This is a genomic window from Rothia sp. HMSC072B04, from assembly GCF_001813725.1.
In the GTDB taxonomy this organism is placed as follows: domain Bacteria; phylum Actinomycetota; class Actinomycetes; order Actinomycetales; family Micrococcaceae; genus Rothia; species Rothia mucilaginosa.
On sequence record NZ_KV813796.1, the window covers coordinates 1 to 20,686 of the forward strand.

A 20,686-nucleotide genomic window follows, 5' to 3' on the forward strand; every position below is an offset into this window, starting at 1 on the left:
TCGGTCTAAAAAGCAGGCGGCCCCGGATGCATGCACGCATCCGGGGCTGTCTCTTTTGCTTTTTTGACGAATTCTCTATTGCTATTTTGATATAATCATAGGAGATGTAATTAATAGTCAGAAGGACTGGGTAATATTGATATATTGCAGAATTTTTTCATATTAAAATTTAGTGACGTAACAAGAGAAGTGACTCTACGAGAGGCTATTGGAGGTATCGATGAGTTTTCTAAACTATAACAAAGATGAAAAGCTAGAATTTAACTATAAGAGGGCATGCGGCCTGTGGTTAATTGTGGTGGCGGCAGTTATAGCAATAGCCGCCATGACTGGAGGAAAGCAAATAATAAACATGCAAGTATTCAGTATTGGCTATGTTATTAGCTTTTTCTCGATCAACATGAACAAAAAGGTGCTAAATAGCCTGTCTGATGGTCCTTCAAGTGAATTTCAAAAGAAAGTATCTTCACGTGCCGTTATTCTATTATTTGTCTTGATGATTTTGCTGGGCGGCCCATTCTTTGCAACTGAAAATTGGAGACTGATTTGGCTGGGAGCGCTGATGGCAACCGCGCTGCATTTCTTCCCATACTATTTTGTGCATGGAAAGTCAATGATATATCTGGGTCTTATCTGTGCCATTAACGTGTTTGCAGGATATATTTTTACCAGCATCCCGTTAGAGGTAATTGCATATATCGATGCGGCGATTAAGCTCCTCTTCGGAATCTATCTGCTATTCCTTTCAAAGCCGTCAAAACAAAAGTAAGGCAAATCTTCGGCACGGCAAAACAGGGCGGCCCCGGACGCACACACGCATCCGGGGCCGCTCGCCACCTGTCAGGACCTACTTCTTAGCGCCGAACGCCCGTGTCCACGCCCAGCGGGTCAGCACCGCCGTGCCCACCGCAACCGCCATCGGCAGCCACGCACTCGCACCCTGACCCGTAAAACCAATCAACAACGTCAACGCAGACAACGGCGCATTCATCGAAATACCCAAAAACGCCGCCGTACCCGTCAACGCCGCCGCATACAACACCATCGACGCACCACCTGGCACCCCACCCAAAGCAGGGAACGCCCACAGTGCCAGCGCCGCCACACAAAACGCAGCCGCCGCACCCAACGCCAAACCCGGCGTCAACGTACCGCCATAAGAACCGAAACGCAGACTCAACACCACCACGGCAGCCTTCGCCACACACAACGCCAACACATACACTGCCGCCGCCGCAGTCAAACCGCCCGCCGCCGCATCCAACGACACATTAAACGTGTGCTGAGTCAGCAGACGACCATTACCCAGAATCTCCGGAAGCCACAGCGAAACCACCGCGACCAGCGCAAACGCCACAGGAATACGCCATAGAAGAGAACGATCCTTCGCCTTCAACTTCTCCGCACGCTGCGACAACGCCCTAAAACCCAACGCCAACGGAGTCAACACCACACCCGTCAGCGCCGCCACCGTCAGCGTCGTCGCATCCAACGGAAGCTGCGGCACCGGGTACGTCGGCGCACTCGAAATCACCAGATTCGCCGTGGCCGTCGCCGTCCACACCGTCACCGCACCCACATACAGCGACCACAGGCTCAGACCCGCAGCCATCGCCTCCACAAGGTACACCAGACCACCAATCGGCACCTGATACACCGCCGCCAAACCGGACGCCGCACCCGCCGCTACCAGCAGGCGACGCTCACGATCACCCAGCAGCGGCGAACCATCCGGGCGAGTGCCACCCACACGCTCCAGAAAACGCGCGCACCGACCCGCAGCCAGCGCACCCAACTCACGCGGCGCGACCTCCTTACCCACCGGGGAACCCGCACCTACCGCAACAATCTGAATCACCGAATGCGAAATCTGCCGCCACAGCGGGGGCTTAAGGTCCTCCTCGGTAGCACCCGCAATCTGCGCTTTCACGCTCACCACGCGCCGACCGCCCGACTGCAGGTAATACCAAACCAGCGCCACGAACGGGCCCAGAGCTGCCAGCACCAGCGCACGGCGCGCCGGGTCAGCACCGTCAGTCACCATCGGGTGGTGGCCCTCCGAATGACCGAACGTGAGCTCCTGCATAAAATCCAGCACATAGTGCAGGGCAATCGCTCCCAAACCGCTGAACACGCCCGTGACCAGCGCGGCAAGGGTTAGCCCCAGAAGGAGGCGAAATGAAAAAGAGCGGGAACCCGCAGGCTTCTGCGGGCTATTCGAGGAAGAACCAGTATGAGAAGACATAGAAAAAGGGGTTTTGTGTGTTACGTGCTGTGCGTTGTTGAAGGCTTCATACCCGGCACAAACTGCCGCGGTTGAAGTTGCTTTCATTTTACGCCTGCACTTTTGGCGGCTCAGGGGTGGGCCGCAGAGTGGGAAGCTGAGCCCGGCGCATGGGACGCGGTGCATGTGGCGCGGTATATGGGACGCGGCGCATTGGGGACGGTACATGAGGCACGCAGAGTGAAGCCGCCACCCAGAAAGCCCGGAGAAGCACGAGCCAGGTCACATGCCCGTAGCCGCACCCGCTATGCTGGAAGGGTACGCCTCCACACGCCCGCCGCGCACAGCACACCGCGCACCCGCAGGGCGCAGGCACCCCATTAGGAAGGATCAACGATGACCGCAACTATTGCTTTTCTCGGCACCGGCTCCATGAACGGCTCCATCGCCGCAGGTCTGCTCGCCGCAGGCCACGACCCCGCCCACATCCGCGCCACCGTGCGTAGCGAAGAATCCCGCGCCGCCCTCGCCCAGCGCCTCGGCGACAAGGTCGAAATCATCACCACCGGCGGCGAAGCCGACGGCAACCACAAGGCAACCGCCCACGCAGACGTCGTGCTGCTCGGAGTGAAGCCCTACGGCATCGTCGAGCTCGCCCGCGATATTGCGCCCGCCCTCGCACCGAACGCCGTTGTGGTGTCTGTTGCTGCCGGCGTGACCCTCGAAACCCTCGCCGAGTGCCTTCCCGCAGGTCAGCCCATTGTTCGCTGCATGCCGAACACCCCCTCCTCCGTGGGCAAGGGCGTGCTCGCCATCTCCACCACTGACACCGTCAAGGATGAGCAGAAGAAGCTCGTCGAAGAGGTCCTGGGCACCGTCGGTCTGGTTGTTGAGGTTCGCGAGGACCAGATGGATGCGGTCACCGCCGTCTCCGGTTCCGGCCCGGCATACGCGTTCCTGCTTGCGGAGGCGATGGCCGCCGCCGGCGAGAAGCTCGGCCTGGACGCAGACACCGCCCTCAAGCTGGCCAGCGCAACCGTTGCCGGTGCGGGCTACCTGCTCGACACCAACCCGGATGCGCCCGCCCTGCGCCGCGCCGTGACCAGCCCGAACGGCACCACCGAGCGTGCGCTGAACACCTTTGTGGACGGTGGCCTCTTCCAGCTGACCGAAGATGCGATGCGCGCCTGCGCCGCCCGTTCGGCGGAAATGAGCCAGCTGTACACCGCTGATGAGGACTAATCAGCGGGAATTAACCAGCGGGGACTAATACCGTCCGGTAGCATCTCCCTGGCTAGGTAAAACTATAGAAAAACAGCCTCCTCCCGGCAGAACGGGAAGAGGCTGTTTTTTCTATGTCTAATTGCGGGCTCCTCAATCGCTGGCTCCTTAAGGCAGCGATGAAAAATGCGCTTAGGGTCGCGCCGCGAAACGCTCAATCAGGTCCACCTGACCGGACACAATCAGAATGTCACGCGAGTGAATGCGGGTGGTTGCATCCGCGTAGGTGAAGTCCTCACCGGGCGACTTAATACCGACCACGGACACGCCGTACTTGGAGCGGATATCCGACTCGGCGAGGGTAAAGCCGTGGGTTTCCTTCGGCGGGCGCATCTTCGCAATCGCGAAGTCGTCATCAAACTCAATGTAGTCCAGCAGACGACCCGAGACCAGGTGCGCGGCGCGGCGGCCGGCATCCGCCTCCGGGTAGACCACGTGGTGCGCGCCAATACGCTCCAGAATCTTGCCGTGCGCGGGGGTAATAGCCTTCGCCCAGATACGCTCCACGCCAATGTCTACGAGGTTCGCGGTAATCAGCACGGATGCCTCCACTGAGGTGCCCACACCCACCACGGCGGAACCGAAATCGTCCGCACCCAACTGGTGCAGGGTGTCGATATCGGTCGCGTCGGCGGAGACCACGTGCGTCAGCACGCCGGACCACTTCTGCACCAACTCGGGGTCCTTCTCAATAGCAAGGACCTCCTTGTTCTGCAGGCGCAGCTGGGCCGCCACCGCGGAGCCGAAGCGTCCCAGACCAATCACGAGGACGGGGGCGTTATGTGCACTAGCCAATGGTGGGCCTTTCTTCGGGGAACTTGTAGAGGCGGCGGCGTGAACGCAGCGCCAGGCCGGTCGCGGCGGTTGTGGTGCCCACACGGCCAATGAGCATCAGGCCGCTGAGCACGTAGATACCCGCCGGCGGCAGGCTGGAGGAGAGACCATTCGAGAGGCCGCAGGTCGCGAAGGCGGAGATGACCTCGAAAATGACTTCCTTGAGGTCCGCGCCGCTAATAATCAGAATCGACGCGGCGCCGACACCTACCACGGTAGCACCCATAACAATCACGGAGATAGCAATACGCAGGGAGGACTCGGGGATGGTGCGGTTGAACGCGACAACCTTCTGATCGCCTCGCGCCTCAGCAAGGATAGACAGGGCAATCACGGCGATGGTCGTGACCTTCACGCCACCCGCGGTCGAGCCGGAGCCACCGCCAATGAACATGAGCATGTCCGTCAGGAGTGTGGAGACGGGGGTAATGCTGCTCATGTCGACCAGATTGAAGCCGCCCGAACGCATCATGACGGAGGCAAAGATGGCGTTCAGAACCTTGTCGCCTGCGGAGTAGTCGCCGATGGTGGCGGGGTTGTTCCACTCGAAGAGACCCCAGAAGAACGCGCCAAAAGCAAAGAAAAACAGGGTCGTCACGGTGGTCAGCTTCGCGGTGAGCGACCAGTGGCGGGGGCGGAAAGGGTGATGCTGAATCGCAATGAAAACAGGGAAACCGAGTGAGCCCAGGAACACCGCAATACATATGGGTACGAGCAGGAAAAGGTCATGACCGTAAGGCACGATGCCGTCGGAATGCGGAGTGAAGCCTGCATTGTTGAAGGCTGAGATGGAGTAGAAAATGCTGTGCCAGATCGCCTGGAACGGGTCTTCGCCGAGGGTCAGGAACCGAGGAATCAGCACAAGCGCAATGATTGCCTCGATGGAGAATGAAGCATAGGAGACGCTCTTGATGATGCCACCGACCTCGCCAAGACGACTGATGTTCAGGTCTTCCTGCGCGATGAGTTTGGTGCGCAGACCCATCTTACGGCCGATAGCCAGCGCCAGCAGGGAGGTAATGGTTAGAGTACCCAAACCACCGACCTGACAAGCCACAAGAATCATTGCCTGACCGAAGGTGGACCACTGCTCGGCGGTGGAGACGGTAGTCAGGCCGGTCACGGTCACCGCGCTGGTAGAGGTAAAAAATGCGTGGTGGAAAGGCGCGGGCTGCCCATCATTGGAGGAGATGGGCAGTAGCAAGGTGAGCGTAAAGAAGATGATGACCAACAGAAACGCAGTGATTGCGGTGCGCGAAGGCGAGGCAAGAACGGTCACGTCAATAAAGTCACGGAACCGTTCGAGGGTCTGCAGATTGAACCCCATGGGGGCGCGCTTACGCTGAACCTCGGAGGTTTCGCTCACGTGGTCGCGTAGGGCGAGCAGACGATCGAGGTCAATACCGGGCACGCTCGTGAGGATGCTAAGGTTTTCGGCCTCGAGGCGGTCGCGTCGGCTACGGTGAACCTGCTGCTTTTGAGGTACGGATGTGGTGCCGCTGAGGGTGTCCCAGCGGCGGTTGAGCTGGCCCTGGGGGTGGTGATGTCGGCGCCGGGTGCGGCGGAGTATGCGTCCCATGCGCCTCCTTCAGCGGGTGTCTGGGTGTTGGTGTGTTGGGCGGCGGATTTGTGCCTGTTTTGACGCCTTCTAGTGTATCGCGCCGGGTGCTTTGAAAGGGGGTAGTGTGTTGATAGCTGGACGCTCAATATGTGAGTTTGGCAAAGGCGTAGGGGCGGTTTTCTGTATGAGGCGCGGAAGAGTGTATATGCTCTTTATGGTATATATACTGTGGTGGGTTGAAATATCAGCATATGCCCAAGAAGAGATACAGATATGTACCCTTACAATGTGACGGACACTTCATGCTTTTATCCCCTTCAATCCTGCATTTTGAGCTAGTGCTCAGGCTTCTTTCAGAATTTTTGAAGGTAATTTCTGCATCACCCTCATTCTAAGCTTGAGGCGCCACTTTATATGTCATAATCGCTATATGCATTCTGATGTTTTTTCTGTCATCGCGGATCCGACTCGCCGCCGAATTGTGCGTATTCTCGCCGAGCAAACCCACACTGTGGGTGCAGTGGTCGAAAAGCTGGGCATGAGCCAGCCGACCATCTCAAAGCACCTGAAAGTACTTCGCGATGCAGACGTGGTCTCCGTGACCGTGGAGGGGCAGCGTCGCCTCTACTCCCTAAACCCGGATGTATTCGCCACCGTGACCGAGTGGATTAACGAGACCGTTCAGATTGCACGTCAGTCCAGCGAGGCGCACGTGCCCGTGGCGTTGCCCGGTGGTGCTACCGCTCCCGCTGAGAATAAGGCAGCGGATAAGGCTCCCGAGAAGGTTGCTGTGAAGACCGCTGAGCCGGAGGTCGCGGCATCTGCGAAGCCCGCCGCTGAGACCGAGAAGAAGGTTTCGGAGCCCTCTTCTGCCGAGGCGACCGGCTCTGAGACTCCCATTGTTGAGGCTCCTTCCGCTGAGGAAATCGAACAGGCTCGCATTCAGCGCGCCCGCGCCCAATACCTGACCCCGAGCGCACGCATTTACTCGCGCCCGGCGGAGCAGGCTGTTGAAAGTGCCGCCTCCGAATCGACTGTCGAGAAGAGCGCTGCTGAGCCCACCTCGCAGGAAGAGGCAGTGGATAGCACCCCGATGCGCCCCTTCACTCCTGCATCGTACGGTTACGATGCTGGGGTGACCCCCGCGGCGTCGGCAACCCCCGCTCAGCCCGCTACCCCGGCGACATCTGCTGAGGTGAAGCCCGCTGAGACCACCAAGACCACTGAAGCGAAGCCTGTCGTAGAGGAAAAGCCGGTGGTAATCGCTCAGCCTGCCGCTACTGTGTCTTACGGTATTGATCCGGCTGCGGTTGTGGGCGGTTCGATTCAGCCTATTGCTGTGACCCCCGAAGCTCCTGCTGCCGAGGAGCCTGCGGCGGCTGAGAAGACTGCCAACGAACAGCCCGCAGAAAAGGCTGAGGAGAAGCCCTCGGTTGAAGAAACCGTAGTTGCTGAGAAGCCTGCAGTTGAAGAATCTGCCCCCGAGAAGGCAGCTGTAGAAGAGTCTGACAAGTCTGAAAGCAAGTCTGAGCCCTCCTCTGAAGAGGCTGAGTATCAGACCATGCCCGCCTACGATTCGGTGTACCGCCCCAGCACTGAGACGACCAGCACCGAGGCGAAGGACACCCATCGCGGTGGTCTCTTCGGCTTCCTGCGTGGCCGCCGCCGCTAAGGCGCGCCCTGACGCCGTTCAACCTCCGGCATAACTCATCGATAAAGCACACACACTCTCACTCACCTTTATCTAACCGAAAGACGCATTCACGTGGCTATTCATCGTAAAATTCTGCGCTGGCTCGAGAACGAACTGTTCGAGGGCAATATTCAGCTGGGTCAGGACCTGCCCAGCGATAGCGAGATTGCACGCGCTATTGGTGTGGGTCGTTCCCGCACTCGCGAGGCTCTGCGCACCCTGGAAGATATGGATCTGGTGCAGCTGTACAACGGCCGCGGCAAGGAAATGCTGGTACACCTGAGTGATGAGCCTGCCGCTGCCGCGAGTGCCGCTCTGCGCCTGCACATGTCCAGTTCGCGTTACCCGACTCGTGACCTGGTGCAGACCCGTATTCTGCTGGAAAGCTGGGCGATTGCGCGTATTGACCCGAAGACCGTCTCCTTCGCGGAGATGGACGAGGTTCTGGAGCAGATGGAAGATTTCGACCTGTCGATTCGTGACTTCCTGGAGCTTCTGTTGACGTTCCACCACCAGGTGATGCGTTGCGGTGGTAATGAGTTGCTGGTGGGTCTGCTCGCGTCGGTGCGTCAGCCGAGTTTTGAGTCGATGCTGTCTCTGGTGGGTCGTATGCCGCTGTGGAGTAGCGCTGTTGAGCGTCTGCGTGCTGAGAGTCGCGCTATTGCGGAGGCGCTGAAGGCTGGCGACGCTGCGACTGCGCGTGCCATGGTGATTGGTCAGCTGCGCGGCATGTATTCCGATGCCGGTATTGACCTGGAGCAGGAGGCGACCTCGGCGAATGGCCTGCCGGGCGAGCCGATTGCGTCTGAGTTCGCGCCGGTTGATGTGGATGAGTTCGCCGCTGATGACTTTGACGATTTGCTGCAGGATGACCCGTCCTTCGCTGATGTGGAGGCTCTGCCCGCCGCAGATGCACCCGTTGCGGCACCCGCTTCTGTGGAGCCTGCGGCTGAGCCTGTTCAGGTTTCTGCTCCGTCTTCTGTCGTGGAGTACACGGTGCCTGAGGGCGATATTGTCTACATTGAGGAGACTGCTGCTGAGACTCCTGTGGAGCGGGTTGATGAGCCTGCTGAGGTTCTTTCTAGCTCTAACGCTTCTGGTTCTGACAAGGTAGAACGTTCCATTCCCGCTGTTGCTCAGCCCGCACCTGCTGCACCTGCTGCAGCTCCTGCTGCTCCCGCGCAGCCTACCGCTCATTCGGTGAGCGCGGATGTGCCGCTGAGCTTCGGCACCCCGCGCCGTAGCACCTCGGTATCGCAGGTTACCCCGGCTGCTTCTGCGGCACCGGTTGCTTCTGTAGCGGCTAGCTCCCAGACTCTCGCTTCCCAGCCCCTCAGCTCCCAGACCCCCAGCGGTCAGCTGCCGAGCGTCCCTGCCGCGTACGCGCAGGAAGAAGCTGAGGGTCCCGCGAAGGTTCTGCGCGCCTCCACGGCGGCTCCGCGTCGTCGTAGCGGCCAGATTATTTCTCCGGTGCGTGCGACCATCATTAAGCCGGTGGATCGCAGTAAGGTGCTGACTGCGCCTGCTCGTACGGCGCGTCCTGCGGCTGTTGTGACTGCCGCGGCGCCTGCGGAGACTGAGCCGGCTGAGAAGGTTCTGCGTGCCCCTGCGCGCCAGGAGGCGCCCGCTACTGAGCCTGCTGAGCCTACCCGTCTTGAAGCGGCTGCGACCATCCACGATACCTACGAGAAGCTTCCGCATGATGAGCCGGTGCAGGAGCGCGGCGGCATCTTCTCGAAGATGAAGCGTTTCTTCGGCGTGGATGTGTACGAGCCTGAGCATGACGAAGCGCAGGAGAGCGCCGAGAAGGAGCAGGATCTGAAGGCAGAAACGAAGCCCGAGCCCCAGCCTGAACCCCAGCCCGTCATTGATGCGGAGGCGCTGGCTCGTGCCGAGGCTGAGCGTGCTGAGCGTCTGAAGGCACTGCACGCGGCGGCTGAAGAAGAGGCAGCTGAGGAAAGCGCCGTTGAAGAGGTTTCGGTGGAAGAGCCGGTTGAAGAACCCGTTGAGGCTTCTGATCCCGCGCAGGAATCGGTAGAGGCCGACTCCCCGGCTGAGGAGAGCACTCATGAGGGTGCTGTAGCTTCTTCCGGTTCGGTGCTCTCTCATGGCCGCGCTAAGGGCTCGAAGAAGTCGAAGAAGAAGCGCCGTTAGGGCTACCGAATCCGCGTTTTCGCCCCGAGATATCCTCGATATACCCGCGGGAAAAGCGGAAATTCAGGGAAAAACTCCTGAAAAGCCGCTCTCGAATGGTGAAAATGGGGGTAAACCTAGTACTCTAGGTAGGTAGCGCTCTAAAACGCAAGGGTATTTCTGTGCCTAAAATGCGTTTTGGATCGGTTATACCGGTATAAATATCCCCGGGTAGCTACCGAGTCGAATGGCTCGGCCGGGTACGAGTAAAGTGAGGAAATCCTATGGGTTCCGTTATCAAGAAGCGCCGCAAGCGTATGTCCAAGAAGAAGCACCGCAAGCTGCTTCGTAAGACCCGCCACCAGCGCCGCAACAAGAAGTAAATAGACTTCTTTCGCCCCGCCCTCCGCATGGAGAGGCGGGGTTTTCGCGTTCCTGCAGTTTTGGCGGGCCGGGTTTTGTACGCCAGGTTTTGTATTTGTAGAGGGTATGTGCGGGTCACTTGTTTGGGGTGCGGCGCGCTATCTGAGAGACTGGGATTATGACTGAAACTTCCACCATTAAAGTTCACCTCATGCGTCACGGCGAGGTGCACAACCCCGAGCGTATCGTGTACGGCCGTCTGCCCGGCTACCGTCTGTCCGATAAGGGCCAGCAGATGGTGCGTCTGAGCGCCGAGGAGTTCGCGGCTCGTGCTGGGCGAGGCGCCCGTTTCGTGCATCTGGTCTGCTCGCCGTTGCAGCGTACCCGTGAGTCTGCCGCTCCGGTTGAGGAGCTGCTGGGTCTGACCGCGCAGCCGGATGAGCGCGTCATTGAGGCGGATAACTACTTTGAGGGCCTGCACGTGAATGCACAGGAGCTGCTGAAGAACCCGCGTCACTGGACGAAGCTGTACAACCCGGCGCGCCCCTCCTGGGGTGAGTCGTACCTGGAGCAGATTCGCCGTATGGCTGCAGCTGTTCAGGATGCGGCGCGTACCGCCTACGAGCGCGGCGGCGAGGGTGCGGAGGCGATTATTGTGTCGCACCAGCTGCCGATTTGGATTACTCGCCTGGGGGTTGAGGGCCGCATGCTGCAGCATGACCCGCGTGCCCGTGAGTGCAACCTGGCGTCGATCACGACTCTGGCGTTTAGCACCACTGATTTTGAGCATGAGATGCCGCATTTTGTTGGGTATTCGGAGCCTGCCGCGCCGCTGTACGGTGGCGTGATTCAGCTGCCCGGTAGCTGAAACATCCGGTAGCTAGTTCCTGAAGCTGTTTTTGAGCATAGTAAGAGGCTGTGAGCCCATCCGTTGCGGATGCGCTCACAGCCTCTTGCTGTAAACCTTGAGGGGATGCGAGCCTAGCTGTCCTGACTAGTTCTGCCCGCTGCTTTGACCAGGAGTGTTGTCCTCGGGGTCTTGTTTGTCCTGGGATTCTGCTTCGCGGCTGCGGCGTTCGCGTTCTGCTTTTGCCTTGAGCCAGCGCAGGTACTCTTCATCGTCGTCGGGGGAAGATACCGAGGGCGCCGGGGTGCTGCGTCGCTGACCGAAGCCGGGGCGAGGAGCGCCTGCTGCGGGCTGTGCCTTGGGGCGGCCCAGGATAAGCCACATGAGCGGGCCCACCACGGGGAAGAGTAGGGTGACGAGAACCCACAGCCACTTGGGCAGGGTTCGCGCCTCGTGTGCGGGGGTGCGGACGGCGTCCAAGAGGGTGTAGAGGGTCAGCCCCACGATGAGGGCGGCGCCGCCAATTATCAGCATGGCTCGAATCATAAGCACTACTATGACATACCGCCGCGTTATTGCGGAACTGTGAACCGGGTGCCCGCCAACGGCGTAATGGCGCGGCAATCCGGTGCAGATTTGTACGTCGGCTTAGTAGCCGGTCTTAGTAGCCGGTGAACACCTGAACTTCGTGGCTAATAATATCCAGCGAGCCCAGCCACACGGCGAGGGCAAGAATAACCGAGTACACGAGTGCCACAATACCCGCCTGCTTGAGCACGGGAATCAGCTCGCGGCCACCACGCATCCACACAGTCATGCAGGAGTGAACGGTCGGGCCCACGAGCACGAAGACCAGCATGAACCAGGGGTTCTGGTCGAGCAGCAGGACGGTCAGGAGCAGCGCGAGGGCCATCTCCACGATGTAGGTGATGCGCGACCAGCGTTCACCCAGACGGACCGCCATGGTCAGCTTGCCCGCCTCAATGTCGGTAGGAATGTCACGCACGTTATTCGCCATGAGCAGCGCACAGGAAATCAGACCAATGCCGATAGCGCCAACCCAGCCGAGCAGGGTCAGGGTGTGCGCCTGCGTGTAGAGGGTGCCCAGGGTCGCGACCAGACCAAAGTAGACGAAGACGAACACATCGCCCAGGCCCATGTAGCCGTAGGGGTGCTTGCCGCCGGTGTAACCCCACGCCGCGAAAACGCTGGAGGCGCCAATCGCCAGGAACCACCACTGGTTCGCCAGAGCCACCAGGGCAAGACCGGCAAGCATCGCTAGGCCGAAGCAGGCGAAGGCGGCGTACTTGACGGAGCGGGGGCTTGCCACGCCGGAACCGACGAGGCGTAGCGGACCTACGCGGTCTTCGTCGGTGCCCTTGATGCCGTCGGAGTAGTCGTTGGCGTAGTTCACGCCGACCTGCAGGAAGAACGCGACGAGGAACGCCAAGAATGCGTAGAGCGGCTTGAATTCGTTGACCTCGTAGGCGGCAGCTGAGCCGGCAATAATGGGGGCGACGGCGAGCGGCAGGGTGCGCAGGCGAGCGCCTTCAATCCATTGGGCGGCAGTTGCCACGTGGGTTCCTTCCGGGTCTAAGTGCGTATGATGCGTGGGTTTTGTGCGTGACGGTCAGGGCATGCGGGCGGCTGCGTGTGCGGGGTGAAAACCCGCGGATGAGCCTGCTTTAGCCCTGACGGTAGTCTCTGTCCAGGATACTGTATATTTTTGCGCGGTCCGGCTTGCCGGTGCTGGTGAGCGGGAAATCCGGCAGGATGCTCAGCTGCTTGGGTACGGCGGGGGCGCCGAGCTTTTCGGCGCAGCGGGCACGCAGCAGGGCGCAGAGTTCTTCGTTCAGTGCGGGGCTATTCTCGGTAGACGCAGCCGCGGTACCGGCAGAGGGTACCAGCGTGACCGCGGCGGCAATGGCGGTGCCCCAGCGTGCATCGGGTAGGCCGATTACGCAGGCTTCGCGTACGGCGGGGTGCTCTTCGAGGACGGTTGCCACGGCGCGGGCGGAGATTTTTACGCCTCCGCTGATGAGCACGTCGTCGCTACGACCAAGCACCTGCAGGCGCTGCTCGCTACAGTTCTTGTTGCTGTCGGGAGCCAACAGACCGTAGTCGTCGGTGCGGTACCAGCGGGTGCCGTTGGCGGCGGTGAAGAAGTGCTCGGCGGTGCGGGCGGCATCGCCAATGTAGCCGCTGGCAAGGTGCTCGCCGCTGATCCAAATACGACCCACCTGCGCCGGCTTCCCACCGGTATCCGGCACGGCGGGCATACCTTCTTCGGGTACGAGCTCCACCCGCACGCCGGGCAGAACAGAGCCGGAGTAGACGCATCCGCCGGCGGTTTCGGCACTACCGTAGGTGGTCACCGTATTCAGCCCAAGCGCGGAGGCGGCGGCGAGCAGGTCGGCGCTGGTGGGGGCGCCTCCGAGCAGGATTCCGGTGAAGGAGCCGAGCGCCTCGTGAATCTCAGCGCCCAGGCGCGGGTCGGCATCCGCGCTTTCAAGGAGCTTATGCAGTTGGGTGGGTACCAGGGAGATAAACCGACGTGCCGAGCTCATCTGCTCAACCGCCTGCAGGAAAACCTCGGGGCTAAAGTGGACCGGCTCAATGACGGAGCGGGCAATCACCGGAGCGGTACCGGCGAGTATGGAACGGGCGAGCACCTGAGCACCGGCAATATAGTGCGCGGGAAGAGCCAGGAGCCACTGCGAGGCGGCATCGGAGTTTGAACCGAAGAAGTTCTCGGTGGCTGCCGCACTGGCGGCAAGAGCTCGCGCGGTCAGCGCGGTGCGTTTGGGGATTCCGGTGGATCCGGAGGTGCCCACCACCAGGGCAATAGGTTCCGTAACCTCTACACCCTTAGAGCCCGTGCTTTCCGCCTCTGCACTCTCCGCACCAGCACCCGCCGTGAACTCACCCAGCAGCTGCTCAAAGGCACCCAGCATGGCGTGAGGGTCGGCGGGCTGATCGGCACGCACCTGTACCGCCTGCGGGTGCAGGGCAGTCTCCCACGGGGCGGGTGAAGGGGTGAGCCCGGGTGCGGGGATGTTCATCATGGCTAAATCCTTAGCGACTGTTGGTAGCGGCTGCGTGCTGTCATGCGCCGGGCTGTCATGCGCCGGGGCGGCATCAAATGCGCTGGAGCCGGATTCTTAGCTGAGGTTCTCAGGGTTGAATCCGGCTCCGAGCCTATGCATCTGAAACTACTTCTGCGGAAGGTACTTCCTCTGAGAAGTACTGCTTAGAAGTAGTAGGGGTAGTTGGACCAGTCCGGGTCACGCTTCTGCAAGAACGCGTCGCGGCCCTCCACAGCCTCGTCGGTCATGTACGCCATGCGGGTTGCCTCACCGGCGAAGACCTGCTGGCCGAGCATGCCGTCGTCGGGCAGGTTGAAGGCGTACTTGAGCATGCGGATTGCCTGCGGGGACTGGCGGGCGATGTGCGCCGCGTATTCCAGGCCCTTGTTCTCAAGCTCGGCGTGGGGAACTACGTCGTTGACCGCGCCCATTTCATACATGCGCTGTGCGTCGTATTCCTTGGCGAGGAAGAAGATTTCGCGGGCGAACTTCTGGCCCACCTGGCGTGCAAGCAGTGCCGAACCGTAGCCTGCGTCGAAGGAACCGACGGTTGCGTCAGTCTGCTTGAACTTGCCGTACTCCTCAGAGGCGATGGTCAGGTCAGCCACCACGTGTAGGGAGTGGCCGCCGCCTGCAGCCCAGCCGGAGACGAGTGCGATAACGACCTTGGGCATGGTGCGGATGAGGCGCTGCACTTCCAGGATGTGCAGTCGGCCTGCACGTGCCGGGTCGATGCTTTCTGCGGTCTCACCGCTGGCGTAGTGGTAGCCGTCGCGGCCGCGGATGCGCTGGTCGCCGCCGGAGCAGAATGCCCAGCCGCCGTCCTTGGCGGAGGGGCCGTTGCCGGTGAGCAGTACAGTGCCCACGTTGGAGGTCATGCGGGCGTGGTCGAGGGCGCGGTAGAGTTCGTCCACGGTGTGCGGGCGGAATGCGTTGCGGACCTCGGGGCGGTCGAATGCGATGCGCACGGTGGGCAGATCGCGCAGGATTTCGCCGTTTTCGTCGCGCTCAACCTGGCGGTGGTAGGTGATGTCGGTGAAGTCTTCGAAGCCTTCGACGACGCGCCAGTCGGCGGGGTTGAAGATGTCCGAGACCTTTTCGGGAAGTTGTGCAGTCATAGACCCTATTCTACGTTGCCCGGGCGCTAGGTGAGGCTGCGAACCAGGTTGCCGAGCGTAGCGAATCAGGTAGCCCGGTATAGCGAATCAGATTGCCGAGCATAGAAGAAGGCCCGGACCGCGTGTGTGCGGCCCGGGCCTTAGAAGCTGGGCAATAATCCTTACCCTGCTTTCGTTATGTGTAGGTTACTTGACCTTTGCAAGCTCTACTGCGCGGTCGAACTCTTCGTCAATGACCGGGTTCTTCTTGTAGGTGACCAGGGAGACGATAATTGCGACCAGCATTGCCGAAGCGAAGCCGGGAACCATTTCGTAGAGCACGGACTTCATCGGGCTCTGGCCCCACGCGAATGCCACAACGGCACCGGTAATCATGGAGGCGAGTGCACCCTGGGTGGTCAGCTTACGCCAGTAGAGGGAGAGCAGAACGGTCGGGCCGAATGCCGAACCGAAGCCAGCCCAAGCGAATGCGACCAGCTGCAGAATGGAGCTGTTGGGGTTCCATGCCAGGGCACCGGCGACCAGTGCCACGATTGCCACGCCTGCACGGCCGAGCCACAGGGACTTGGATGCGCTGAGCTTCTTCGAGGAGAAGATGCCGTAGAGGTCCTCCACCAGAGCGGAGGAGCACACAATCAGCTGCGAGGAGAGAGTGGACATAATTGCCGCCAGAACCGCAGCCAGAATCAGGCCCGCAACGAGGGGGTGGAACAGAATCTGGGAGAGGTCCAGGAAGACCGACTCAGCGGTTTCCGGGTTGGTGAGGGATGCCTCAGGGTGGCGTGCAAAGTATGCGATACCCATGAATGCGCCGCTCAGTGCGCCGAACACGGTCAGGACCATCCAGCTGATGCCGATGCGGCGGCCGGACTTAGCGTCCGCGGGGGTGCGCATCGCCATGAATCGTACGATAATGTGCGGCTGGCCGAAGTAGCCCAGACCCCACGCGAGGGACGAAACGATACCAGCGAAGGTGGTGCCTGCGAAGATGCTCAGTGCGTCGGGACTTACCTGGCTGATGGACTCAACCACGGGACCCACGCCGCCGAGGTTAATAATAGTGACGACCGGAACGGCAATCAGCGCTGCGAGCATGAGCAGGCCCTGAACCATGTCGGTGTAGGATGCGCCCATGAAGCCGCCGAAGAAGGTGTAGAACACGGTGATGCCTGCCAGCAGGAGCATACCGGTGTGGTATTCCTGTCCGAAGGAGGACTTGAAGAACAGGCCGCCGGACACCATGCCGGAGGAGACGTAGAAGGTGAAGAACACCAGAATCACGACACCGGAGACGATGCGCAGCACGCGCTTGGTGTCATGGAGGCGGTTGCTCAGGAAGACGGGGACGGTCACGGCGTCGCCTGCTACTTCGGTGTAGCTACGCAGTCGCGGTGCCACGAACTTCCAGTTGCACCATGCGCCGATGGTCAGACCGACGGCGAGCCATGCCTGGGAGAGGCCGCTGAGGTAGACGGCGCCGGGCAGACCCATGAGGAGCCAACCGGACATGTCGGAGGCGCCCGCTGAGAGAGCGGCGACGGTGGGGGAGAGCTGTCGCCCGCCCAGCACATAGTCGTCAAGACTGTTGTTTTTGCTATTTGCCCATAGGCCGATTGCGATCATGGCAACAAAATAAATCGCCAGCGCGATGACCTGGTATGTACTCGCGGCCATAATGTTCCTTCTCTCCTGGTGATAGTGTGCGCCTGTGTGTATTTATGCGCTACCCCATAACTTTATGAGTGGCATAGGATACAGTCTAGGCTCTGAGGGGCTGAAAATAAAGTCTATTTGACGTCTAGGAATGGGAAGCTGTGGAATAAATATGTATTTGCTGTGTAAATTCCATGGTCGTACAGGTGGGGTGCTGTGGGAGCGTGTGCGAAAAAGTGCCCGAAAAATCCCTGGATTTCAGGGTTTCGGGCACTTCGGTGCAAGAGACGCAGTTTAAAAGCAACGTAAACGATCAGAGCTGTATGCATCTAAAACGAATTAAACGAAAAATTTAAAAGCCGTTCGGAGTGTTGAACTGTTACACAACAATGTCACAGAGGCTTAGAGATCCCTCACGACCCACGGCTCAGAAGCCATACGAGCCGGGTCAAAACGCTCCAAAATCGCTGCCGCATTAGGCACCGGAACATCCGCGGAATGGGTGGAGCCATCAGCGTTATACACCGGAATAGACGCGGCAATCCAACCCAAAATCGTCGGAATCTCGACACCCGCCTCACGTAGTTGCGGCAGGGTTACCGCCCCGTCACGCTTCGCCAGGCGCTTACCCTCCTCATTCAGCGCCAGCGGCACGTGAGCGTAACGCGGCTGCGTCAAACCCAAAAGCTGCGCCAAATACGACTGGCGAGGCGCCGAAGGGAGTAGATCATCGCCGCGCACAATCTGCTCAACACCCACAAAGGCATCGTCCACCACCGAGGTCAAGTTATAGGCGTAGGTGCCGTCATTGCGCACCAGCACAAAATCATCCACCAGGCCGGTGTAGGTGCCGTAAAAATCATCCTGCACCGTGTAGCTCGTGCACTCGGCACGCAGACGCAGAGCCGGCGGACGCTGGGTGCGGCGCTCCTCCCGCTGCGCCTTGCTCAGCTCACGGCAGGTGCCCGGGTATGCGCCCGGCGCACCGTGTGGGGCACTCGAAGCCTCCTGAATTTCGCGGCGGGTACAGAAACACTCATAGACGAGGTTCGCCTCACGCAGCTGCGCAACCGCCTGCTCATAGGCGGCAAGGCGCGTGCTCTGATACAGTACGCCCGCCTCTTTAATCTCGGCTCCCTCAACGCGCTCTGCCGGGGCGCCGGGGCTTGCATCCCAATCCAGACCCAGCGCCGCCAAATCAGCAATCTGACGCTCCGCAGCACCCGGGCGCACGCGGTCCAGATCCTCCACGCGCAGGTAGAAGGGCTTGGTGCCGCGGCGAGCCATCGCCCACGCCAAAATAGCGGTACGCAAATTACCCAGATGCAAATCCCCCGAGGGGGAGGGAGCGTAGCGTCCGGTACCGCTGGGGAAAGGCAGGTTTGAAGGGGTGGAAGACGAGGTGAGGGAAGAAGTCATACTCCTATCCTATAGGGCGTGATTTCTGGTTCTTGCTCAGAGCCTAATCAGAGCTGGACTAGCTGGGAGAACGCGCTACCCGACTAATCAATCTGCAGAGGTTGTCAAGCATCACGTGCCACCTGCCCGTAGAGGCGTAATTATGCGGAATGATGCACTTTTATGCCCTTAGTGATGTGCAATAGTGCAAAAATATGTTCTCCAGAAGCCCGAATAGCCCCGCAAGTACCAAAAATTACAGTAGGGTTGTATCTATGGCTCGTACTATTGAACTCGCAGACGGCGTGTACCGTATTGCGACCGACAACTACCGACTGAACACCGGACTGGTCCTCGGACTGGAACGGGCACTTGTCGTGGATACCGGCGCAGGTCCCCGTCAGGCAACCGAAATCTATGATGAGGTTCGCCGTCTCACGCGCCTTCCTATCACCGTCGTAAACACTCATGGACACTATGAGCGTTTCTTCGGTAACGATGTTTTCGCGGCAATGGGTGCCGAAGAATTCTGGGCGCATCCTCGCGCCGCGCGCGCAATTCGTAAATACGGTGAGGCGCAGCGTCCCTACGTCGAGACGCTCGAACCGGAAATGGCGCACCATCAGGGTGCAGCCACCAACATTATTGTCCCCAACCGCCTGGTCGCCAATAGCGGTGACGGTATTACCTTCACCCCCATTGATCTGGGTGAGCGTAGCGCAACCCTCATGTACATGGGTCCCGGCCACACCGATGGTGACATTCTGGTCGGTATTGAAGATGTGCTCTTCATGGGTGGTCTGATTGAAGAGGGTACCGACCCCTACTTCGAGGATTCCTTCCCCGACCGTTGGATTGGCACTCTTGGTGCCGTGCTCGAATTTGACCGTTACCGCGTGTTTGTGCCCGGTAACGGTGAGCCGGTAGACCGTACCTTCGTGGAGCGTGAACGCAACACCATGGTGACCGCTATTGAGTCGATTCGTTCCTCCACCCTGGACCGTGATGACGAGGCGACGACCGCGGCAATGTATAAGCTGCCGTACGCACCGGGTGCTACGCGCTTCCTGCTGGATCGTTTGGCTCAGCTTGAAGGCGCACCGGTAGCGGCGTACCTGGAGGCGGATCACCCGGATACCAGTGGTTTCACGGGTCCGATTACTCTGGGTCAGGCTTCATACTAAAACCCCGTATTCAATATGCCTCATGGGGCATAAATGCAGGTGAGGGCTGGTTTCTACAGTAGAAACCAGCCCTCACCTTTTATATACCCATAACCTTAGGGCACGTATTTAGCGCTGAACGTATTGGGCGCGCATTGCCTCGCAATCAGCTGTCAAAGAGGCAGGGACCTCACCCATCGCCTCGCACAGCTGCACGAAACGGTGACGCCAATCCAGGTGCTGCAGCGCCTGACGAATCTGCTGCTCACCCTGCGCGGGGGTCCAGCGGGAGACCGCATCGGCAACCTGCGCGAGGCCCGCGCGTGCATCCGCATGGTCGATGTCGATGGTTGCGCTATCCCAAAGAATTTCACGCACGGTGGTGGTGTTCGGAACCTTGCCGACCACGGTCACACCCGAAGCCAGGGCATCGGTCCAACGGCCGGTAATGTACTCCTTGGTCGGGTGAGTGTACGGTGCCGGGCTGACCGAAGTGGAGAACGCCAGCAGGAACTTCGCGCGGTTCAGAGAATTCTGCAGGTGCTGAGCCGACTCGTGGTCATTTGCACCGAAAGGCGGGCGGCCCTCAAAGCTCAGGCCCAGCTCGCCGGCAAGAGTGGCGGTCGCCTCGTCATCTTCGTAGGCGGCGGGCTGACGGCCCACGCGCAGCAGATCGGTGCTCTTCGAGCCCAGCGCCGCCAGACGGTCGGTGAAGTTGCTCCACACATCAGCGCCCCAGGGCAGAACGCCGGGGGTCTTCACACCCGCAGCAGTCCAGGGCTGAACGTCGTCAACGTCCGCAACGAAAATACGGTCGTAGGTGGAGGACTTCGCAACGGCGGGAATACGGTCATCCCAGAAGCTATCAATCACCCAGCCGTAGATTGCGCCGTAGCGGCGGAACGCGAAGGAACGCTGCGAAATGGCGTACAGCTGACCGGGATCAGAAGCAATCACCAGGCAGCGCTTGGAACCGCCCTTGAGGCGGGGCAGACGCGCCAGAAGCTTCGTTTCCTTGCTGAGGGATGCGCCCACATCCACGGTGTGTACGGTACCGCCGGTGTAGCGTGCGAGAAGCTCCGCCATGGCGTGTACGGGAACCCAACCGGCTCCGGAGGGGACGGCAACAATAATATCGAGTGAGCTCATGAGAATCCTTGGGAGCGACGTCCGCCGCATGCACCGGGCTCACCGGGGCGTTACTCCGGATTGCGTTCGGTATGCATCAGCAGCGAGACCGTGAATGTCAATCAATGATAGATAGGGTGCCTCAGCAGGCGCGTAGAAAACGCGAATGCAGCGGCGAGTGAAACCGCCACAACCGGCTAGTTT

At 60.1% G+C, this 20,686-nt stretch carries 17 protein-coding genes; 7 read left to right on the top strand and 10 right to left on the bottom strand.

Annotation, left to right across the window (positions count from 1 at the left end):
* Positions 1 to 220 precede the first annotated feature (220 nt).
* Complete coding sequence (locus tag HMPREF2928_RS09215) at positions 221 to 769, top strand: DUF6609 family protein (RefSeq protein WP_070614891.1); 549 nt, start codon at positions 221 to 223, stop codon at positions 767 to 769.
* 78 nt (positions 770 to 847) lie between these two features.
* Here the strand turns inward: HMPREF2928_RS09215 and HMPREF2928_RS01875 are convergent, their stop codons facing one another.
* Positions 848 to 2,245 (bottom strand): chloride channel protein, encoded by a 1,398-nt coding sequence (locus tag HMPREF2928_RS01875; protein WP_070687213.1) that lies wholly within the window; start codon positions 2,243 to 2,245, stop codon positions 848 to 850.
* A gap of 375 nt (positions 2,246 to 2,620) precedes the next feature.
* On the opposite strand from HMPREF2928_RS01875, the gene proC reads away from it, so the two are divergent.
* Positions 2,621 to 3,466, top strand: a complete 846-nt coding sequence (gene proC / locus HMPREF2928_RS01880) for a pyrroline-5-carboxylate reductase (RefSeq protein WP_070687215.1) — start codon at positions 2,621 to 2,623, stop codon at positions 3,464 to 3,466.
* Positions 3,467 to 3,637: 171 nt separating this feature from the next.
* Here the strand turns inward: proC and HMPREF2928_RS01885 are convergent, their stop codons facing one another.
* Positions 3,638 to 4,300 (bottom strand): potassium channel family protein, encoded by a 663-nt coding sequence (locus HMPREF2928_RS01885; protein WP_005504725.1) that lies wholly within the window; start codon positions 4,298 to 4,300, stop codon positions 3,638 to 3,640.
* Complete coding sequence (locus HMPREF2928_RS01890; protein WP_070687218.1) at positions 4,293 to 5,918, bottom strand: TrkH family potassium uptake protein; 1,626 nt, start codon at positions 5,916 to 5,918, stop codon at positions 4,293 to 4,295. The genes HMPREF2928_RS01885 and HMPREF2928_RS01890 overlap by 8 nt, the downstream gene beginning before the upstream one ends.
* A gap of 412 nt (positions 5,919 to 6,330) precedes the next feature.
* Between HMPREF2928_RS01890 and HMPREF2928_RS01895 the strand changes: the two genes are divergently transcribed.
* The 4 genes from HMPREF2928_RS01895 (at position 6,331) to HMPREF2928_RS01905 (ending at position 10,957) form a co-directional block, all read left to right on the top strand.
* Entirely contained in the window at positions 6,331 to 7,572 is a 1,242-nt protein-coding gene (locus tag HMPREF2928_RS01895) for an ArsR/SmtB family transcription factor (RefSeq protein ID WP_070687219.1), read from the top strand.
* A gap of 93 nt (positions 7,573 to 7,665) precedes the next feature.
* Positions 7,666 to 9,747, top strand: coding sequence for a FadR/GntR family transcriptional regulator (locus HMPREF2928_RS01900; RefSeq protein WP_070687220.1), 2,082 nt, complete (start codon positions 7,666 to 7,668; stop codon positions 9,745 to 9,747).
* Positions 9,748 to 10,010: 263 nt separating this feature from the next.
* A complete protein-coding gene (locus HMPREF2928_RS08925) occupies positions 10,011 to 10,109 on the top strand; it encodes a 30S ribosomal protein bS22 (protein ID WP_005504750.1) in 99 nt (32 codons plus the stop codon).
* A gap of 158 nt (positions 10,110 to 10,267) precedes the next feature.
* The gene (locus HMPREF2928_RS01905) at positions 10,268 to 10,957 is read left to right on the top strand and encodes a histidine phosphatase family protein (protein ID WP_070687221.1); all 690 of its coding nucleotides are present in this window, start codon (positions 10,268 to 10,270) and stop codon (positions 10,955 to 10,957) included.
* Positions 10,958 to 11,083: 126 nt separating this feature from the next.
* On the opposite strand, the gene HMPREF2928_RS01910 is transcribed toward HMPREF2928_RS01905, so the two are convergent.
* The 6 genes from HMPREF2928_RS01910 to gluQRS form a co-directional block, all read right to left on the bottom strand.
* On the bottom strand, positions 11,084 to 11,470 hold the full coding sequence (locus tag HMPREF2928_RS01910) for a PLD nuclease N-terminal domain-containing protein (protein ID WP_246823541.1): 387 nt from the start codon (positions 11,468 to 11,470) through the stop codon (positions 11,084 to 11,086).
* 127 nt (positions 11,471 to 11,597) lie between these two features.
* Positions 11,598 to 12,512 carry a 1,4-dihydroxy-2-naphthoate polyprenyltransferase gene (locus tag HMPREF2928_RS01915; protein WP_070687223.1) on the bottom strand — a complete coding sequence of 305 codons (915 nt, stop codon included), beginning with the start codon at positions 12,510 to 12,512 and terminating at the stop codon, positions 11,598 to 11,600.
* A 109-nt stretch (positions 12,513 to 12,621) separates the two neighbouring features.
* On the bottom strand, positions 12,622 to 14,001 hold the full coding sequence (locus HMPREF2928_RS01920) for an AMP-binding protein (protein ID WP_070687225.1): 1,380 nt from the start codon (positions 13,999 to 14,001) through the stop codon (positions 12,622 to 12,624).
* A gap of 185 nt (positions 14,002 to 14,186) precedes the next feature.
* Positions 14,187 to 15,140: a 1,4-dihydroxy-2-naphthoyl-CoA synthase gene (locus tag HMPREF2928_RS01925; RefSeq protein ID WP_049331736.1), complete on the bottom strand. Its 954-nt coding sequence runs from the start codon at positions 15,138 to 15,140 to the stop codon at positions 14,187 to 14,189.
* Positions 15,141 to 15,326: 186 nt separating this feature from the next.
* Positions 15,327 to 16,814, bottom strand: a complete 1,488-nt coding sequence (gene putP / locus HMPREF2928_RS01930; RefSeq protein ID WP_070687227.1) for a sodium/proline symporter PutP — start codon at positions 16,812 to 16,814, stop codon at positions 15,327 to 15,329.
* A gap of 381 nt (positions 16,815 to 17,195) precedes the next feature.
* Positions 17,196 to 18,212, bottom strand: coding sequence for a tRNA glutamyl-Q(34) synthetase GluQRS (gluQRS, locus tag HMPREF2928_RS01935; protein ID WP_070687229.1), 1,017 nt, complete (start codon positions 18,210 to 18,212; stop codon positions 17,196 to 17,198).
* Positions 18,213 to 18,466: 254 nt separating this feature from the next.
* On the opposite strand from gluQRS, the gene HMPREF2928_RS01940 reads away from it, so the two are divergent.
* Complete coding sequence (locus tag HMPREF2928_RS01940) at positions 18,467 to 19,375, top strand: MBL fold metallo-hydrolase (protein ID WP_070687231.1); 909 nt, start codon at positions 18,467 to 18,469, stop codon at positions 19,373 to 19,375.
* 108 nt (positions 19,376 to 19,483) lie between these two features.
* Here HMPREF2928_RS01940 and HMPREF2928_RS01945 read toward each other — a convergent pair whose 3' ends face one another.
* Complete coding sequence (locus HMPREF2928_RS01945; protein ID WP_070687233.1) at positions 19,484 to 20,503, bottom strand: glycosyltransferase; 1,020 nt, start codon at positions 20,501 to 20,503, stop codon at positions 19,484 to 19,486.
* Between the last annotated feature and the right edge of the window lie 183 nt (positions 20,504 to 20,686).

Bases quoted from the DNA above. Each gene is read 5' to 3' on its own strand.
- HMPREF2928_RS01890 (WP_070687218.1), bottom strand. From the start codon at position 5,918: ATGGGACGCATACTCCGCCGCACCCGGCGCCGACATCACCACCCCCAG.
- proC (WP_070687215.1), top strand. From the start codon at position 2,621: ATGACCGCAACTATTGCTTTTCTCGGCACCGGCTCCATGAACGGCTCC.
- putP (WP_070687227.1), bottom strand. From the start codon at position 16,814: ATGGCCGCGAGTACATACCAGGTCATCGCGCTGGCGATTTATTTTGTT.
- HMPREF2928_RS08925 (WP_005504750.1), top strand. From the start codon at position 10,011: ATGGGTTCCGTTATCAAGAAGCGCCGCAAGCGTATGTCCAAGAAGAAG.
- HMPREF2928_RS09215 (WP_070614891.1), top strand. From the start codon at position 221: ATGAGTTTTCTAAACTATAACAAAGATGAAAAGCTAGAATTTAACTAT.
- HMPREF2928_RS01895 (WP_070687219.1), top strand. From the start codon at position 6,331: ATGCATTCTGATGTTTTTTCTGTCATCGCGGATCCGACTCGCCGCCGA.
- HMPREF2928_RS01905 (WP_070687221.1), top strand. From the start codon at position 10,268: ATGACTGAAACTTCCACCATTAAAGTTCACCTCATGCGTCACGGCGAG.
- HMPREF2928_RS01945 (WP_070687233.1), bottom strand. From the start codon at position 20,503: ATGAGCTCACTCGATATTATTGTTGCCGTCCCCTCCGGAGCCGGTTGG.
- HMPREF2928_RS01875 (WP_070687213.1), bottom strand. From the start codon at position 2,245: ATGTCTTCTCATACTGGTTCTTCCTCGAATAGCCCGCAGAAGCCTGCG.
- HMPREF2928_RS01925 (WP_049331736.1), bottom strand. From the start codon at position 15,140: ATGACTGCACAACTTCCCGAAAAGGTCTCGGACATCTTCAACCCCGCC.
- HMPREF2928_RS01940 (WP_070687231.1), top strand. From the start codon at position 18,467: ATGGCTCGTACTATTGAACTCGCAGACGGCGTGTACCGTATTGCGACC.
- gluQRS (WP_070687229.1), bottom strand. From the start codon at position 18,212: ATGACTTCTTCCCTCACCTCGTCTTCCACCCCTTCAAACCTGCCTTTC.
- HMPREF2928_RS01910 (WP_246823541.1), bottom strand. From the start codon at position 11,470: ATGCTGATAATTGGCGGCGCCGCCCTCATCGTGGGGCTGACCCTCTAC.
- HMPREF2928_RS01920 (WP_070687225.1), bottom strand. From the start codon at position 14,001: ATGATGAACATCCCCGCACCCGGGCTCACCCCTTCACCCGCCCCGTGG.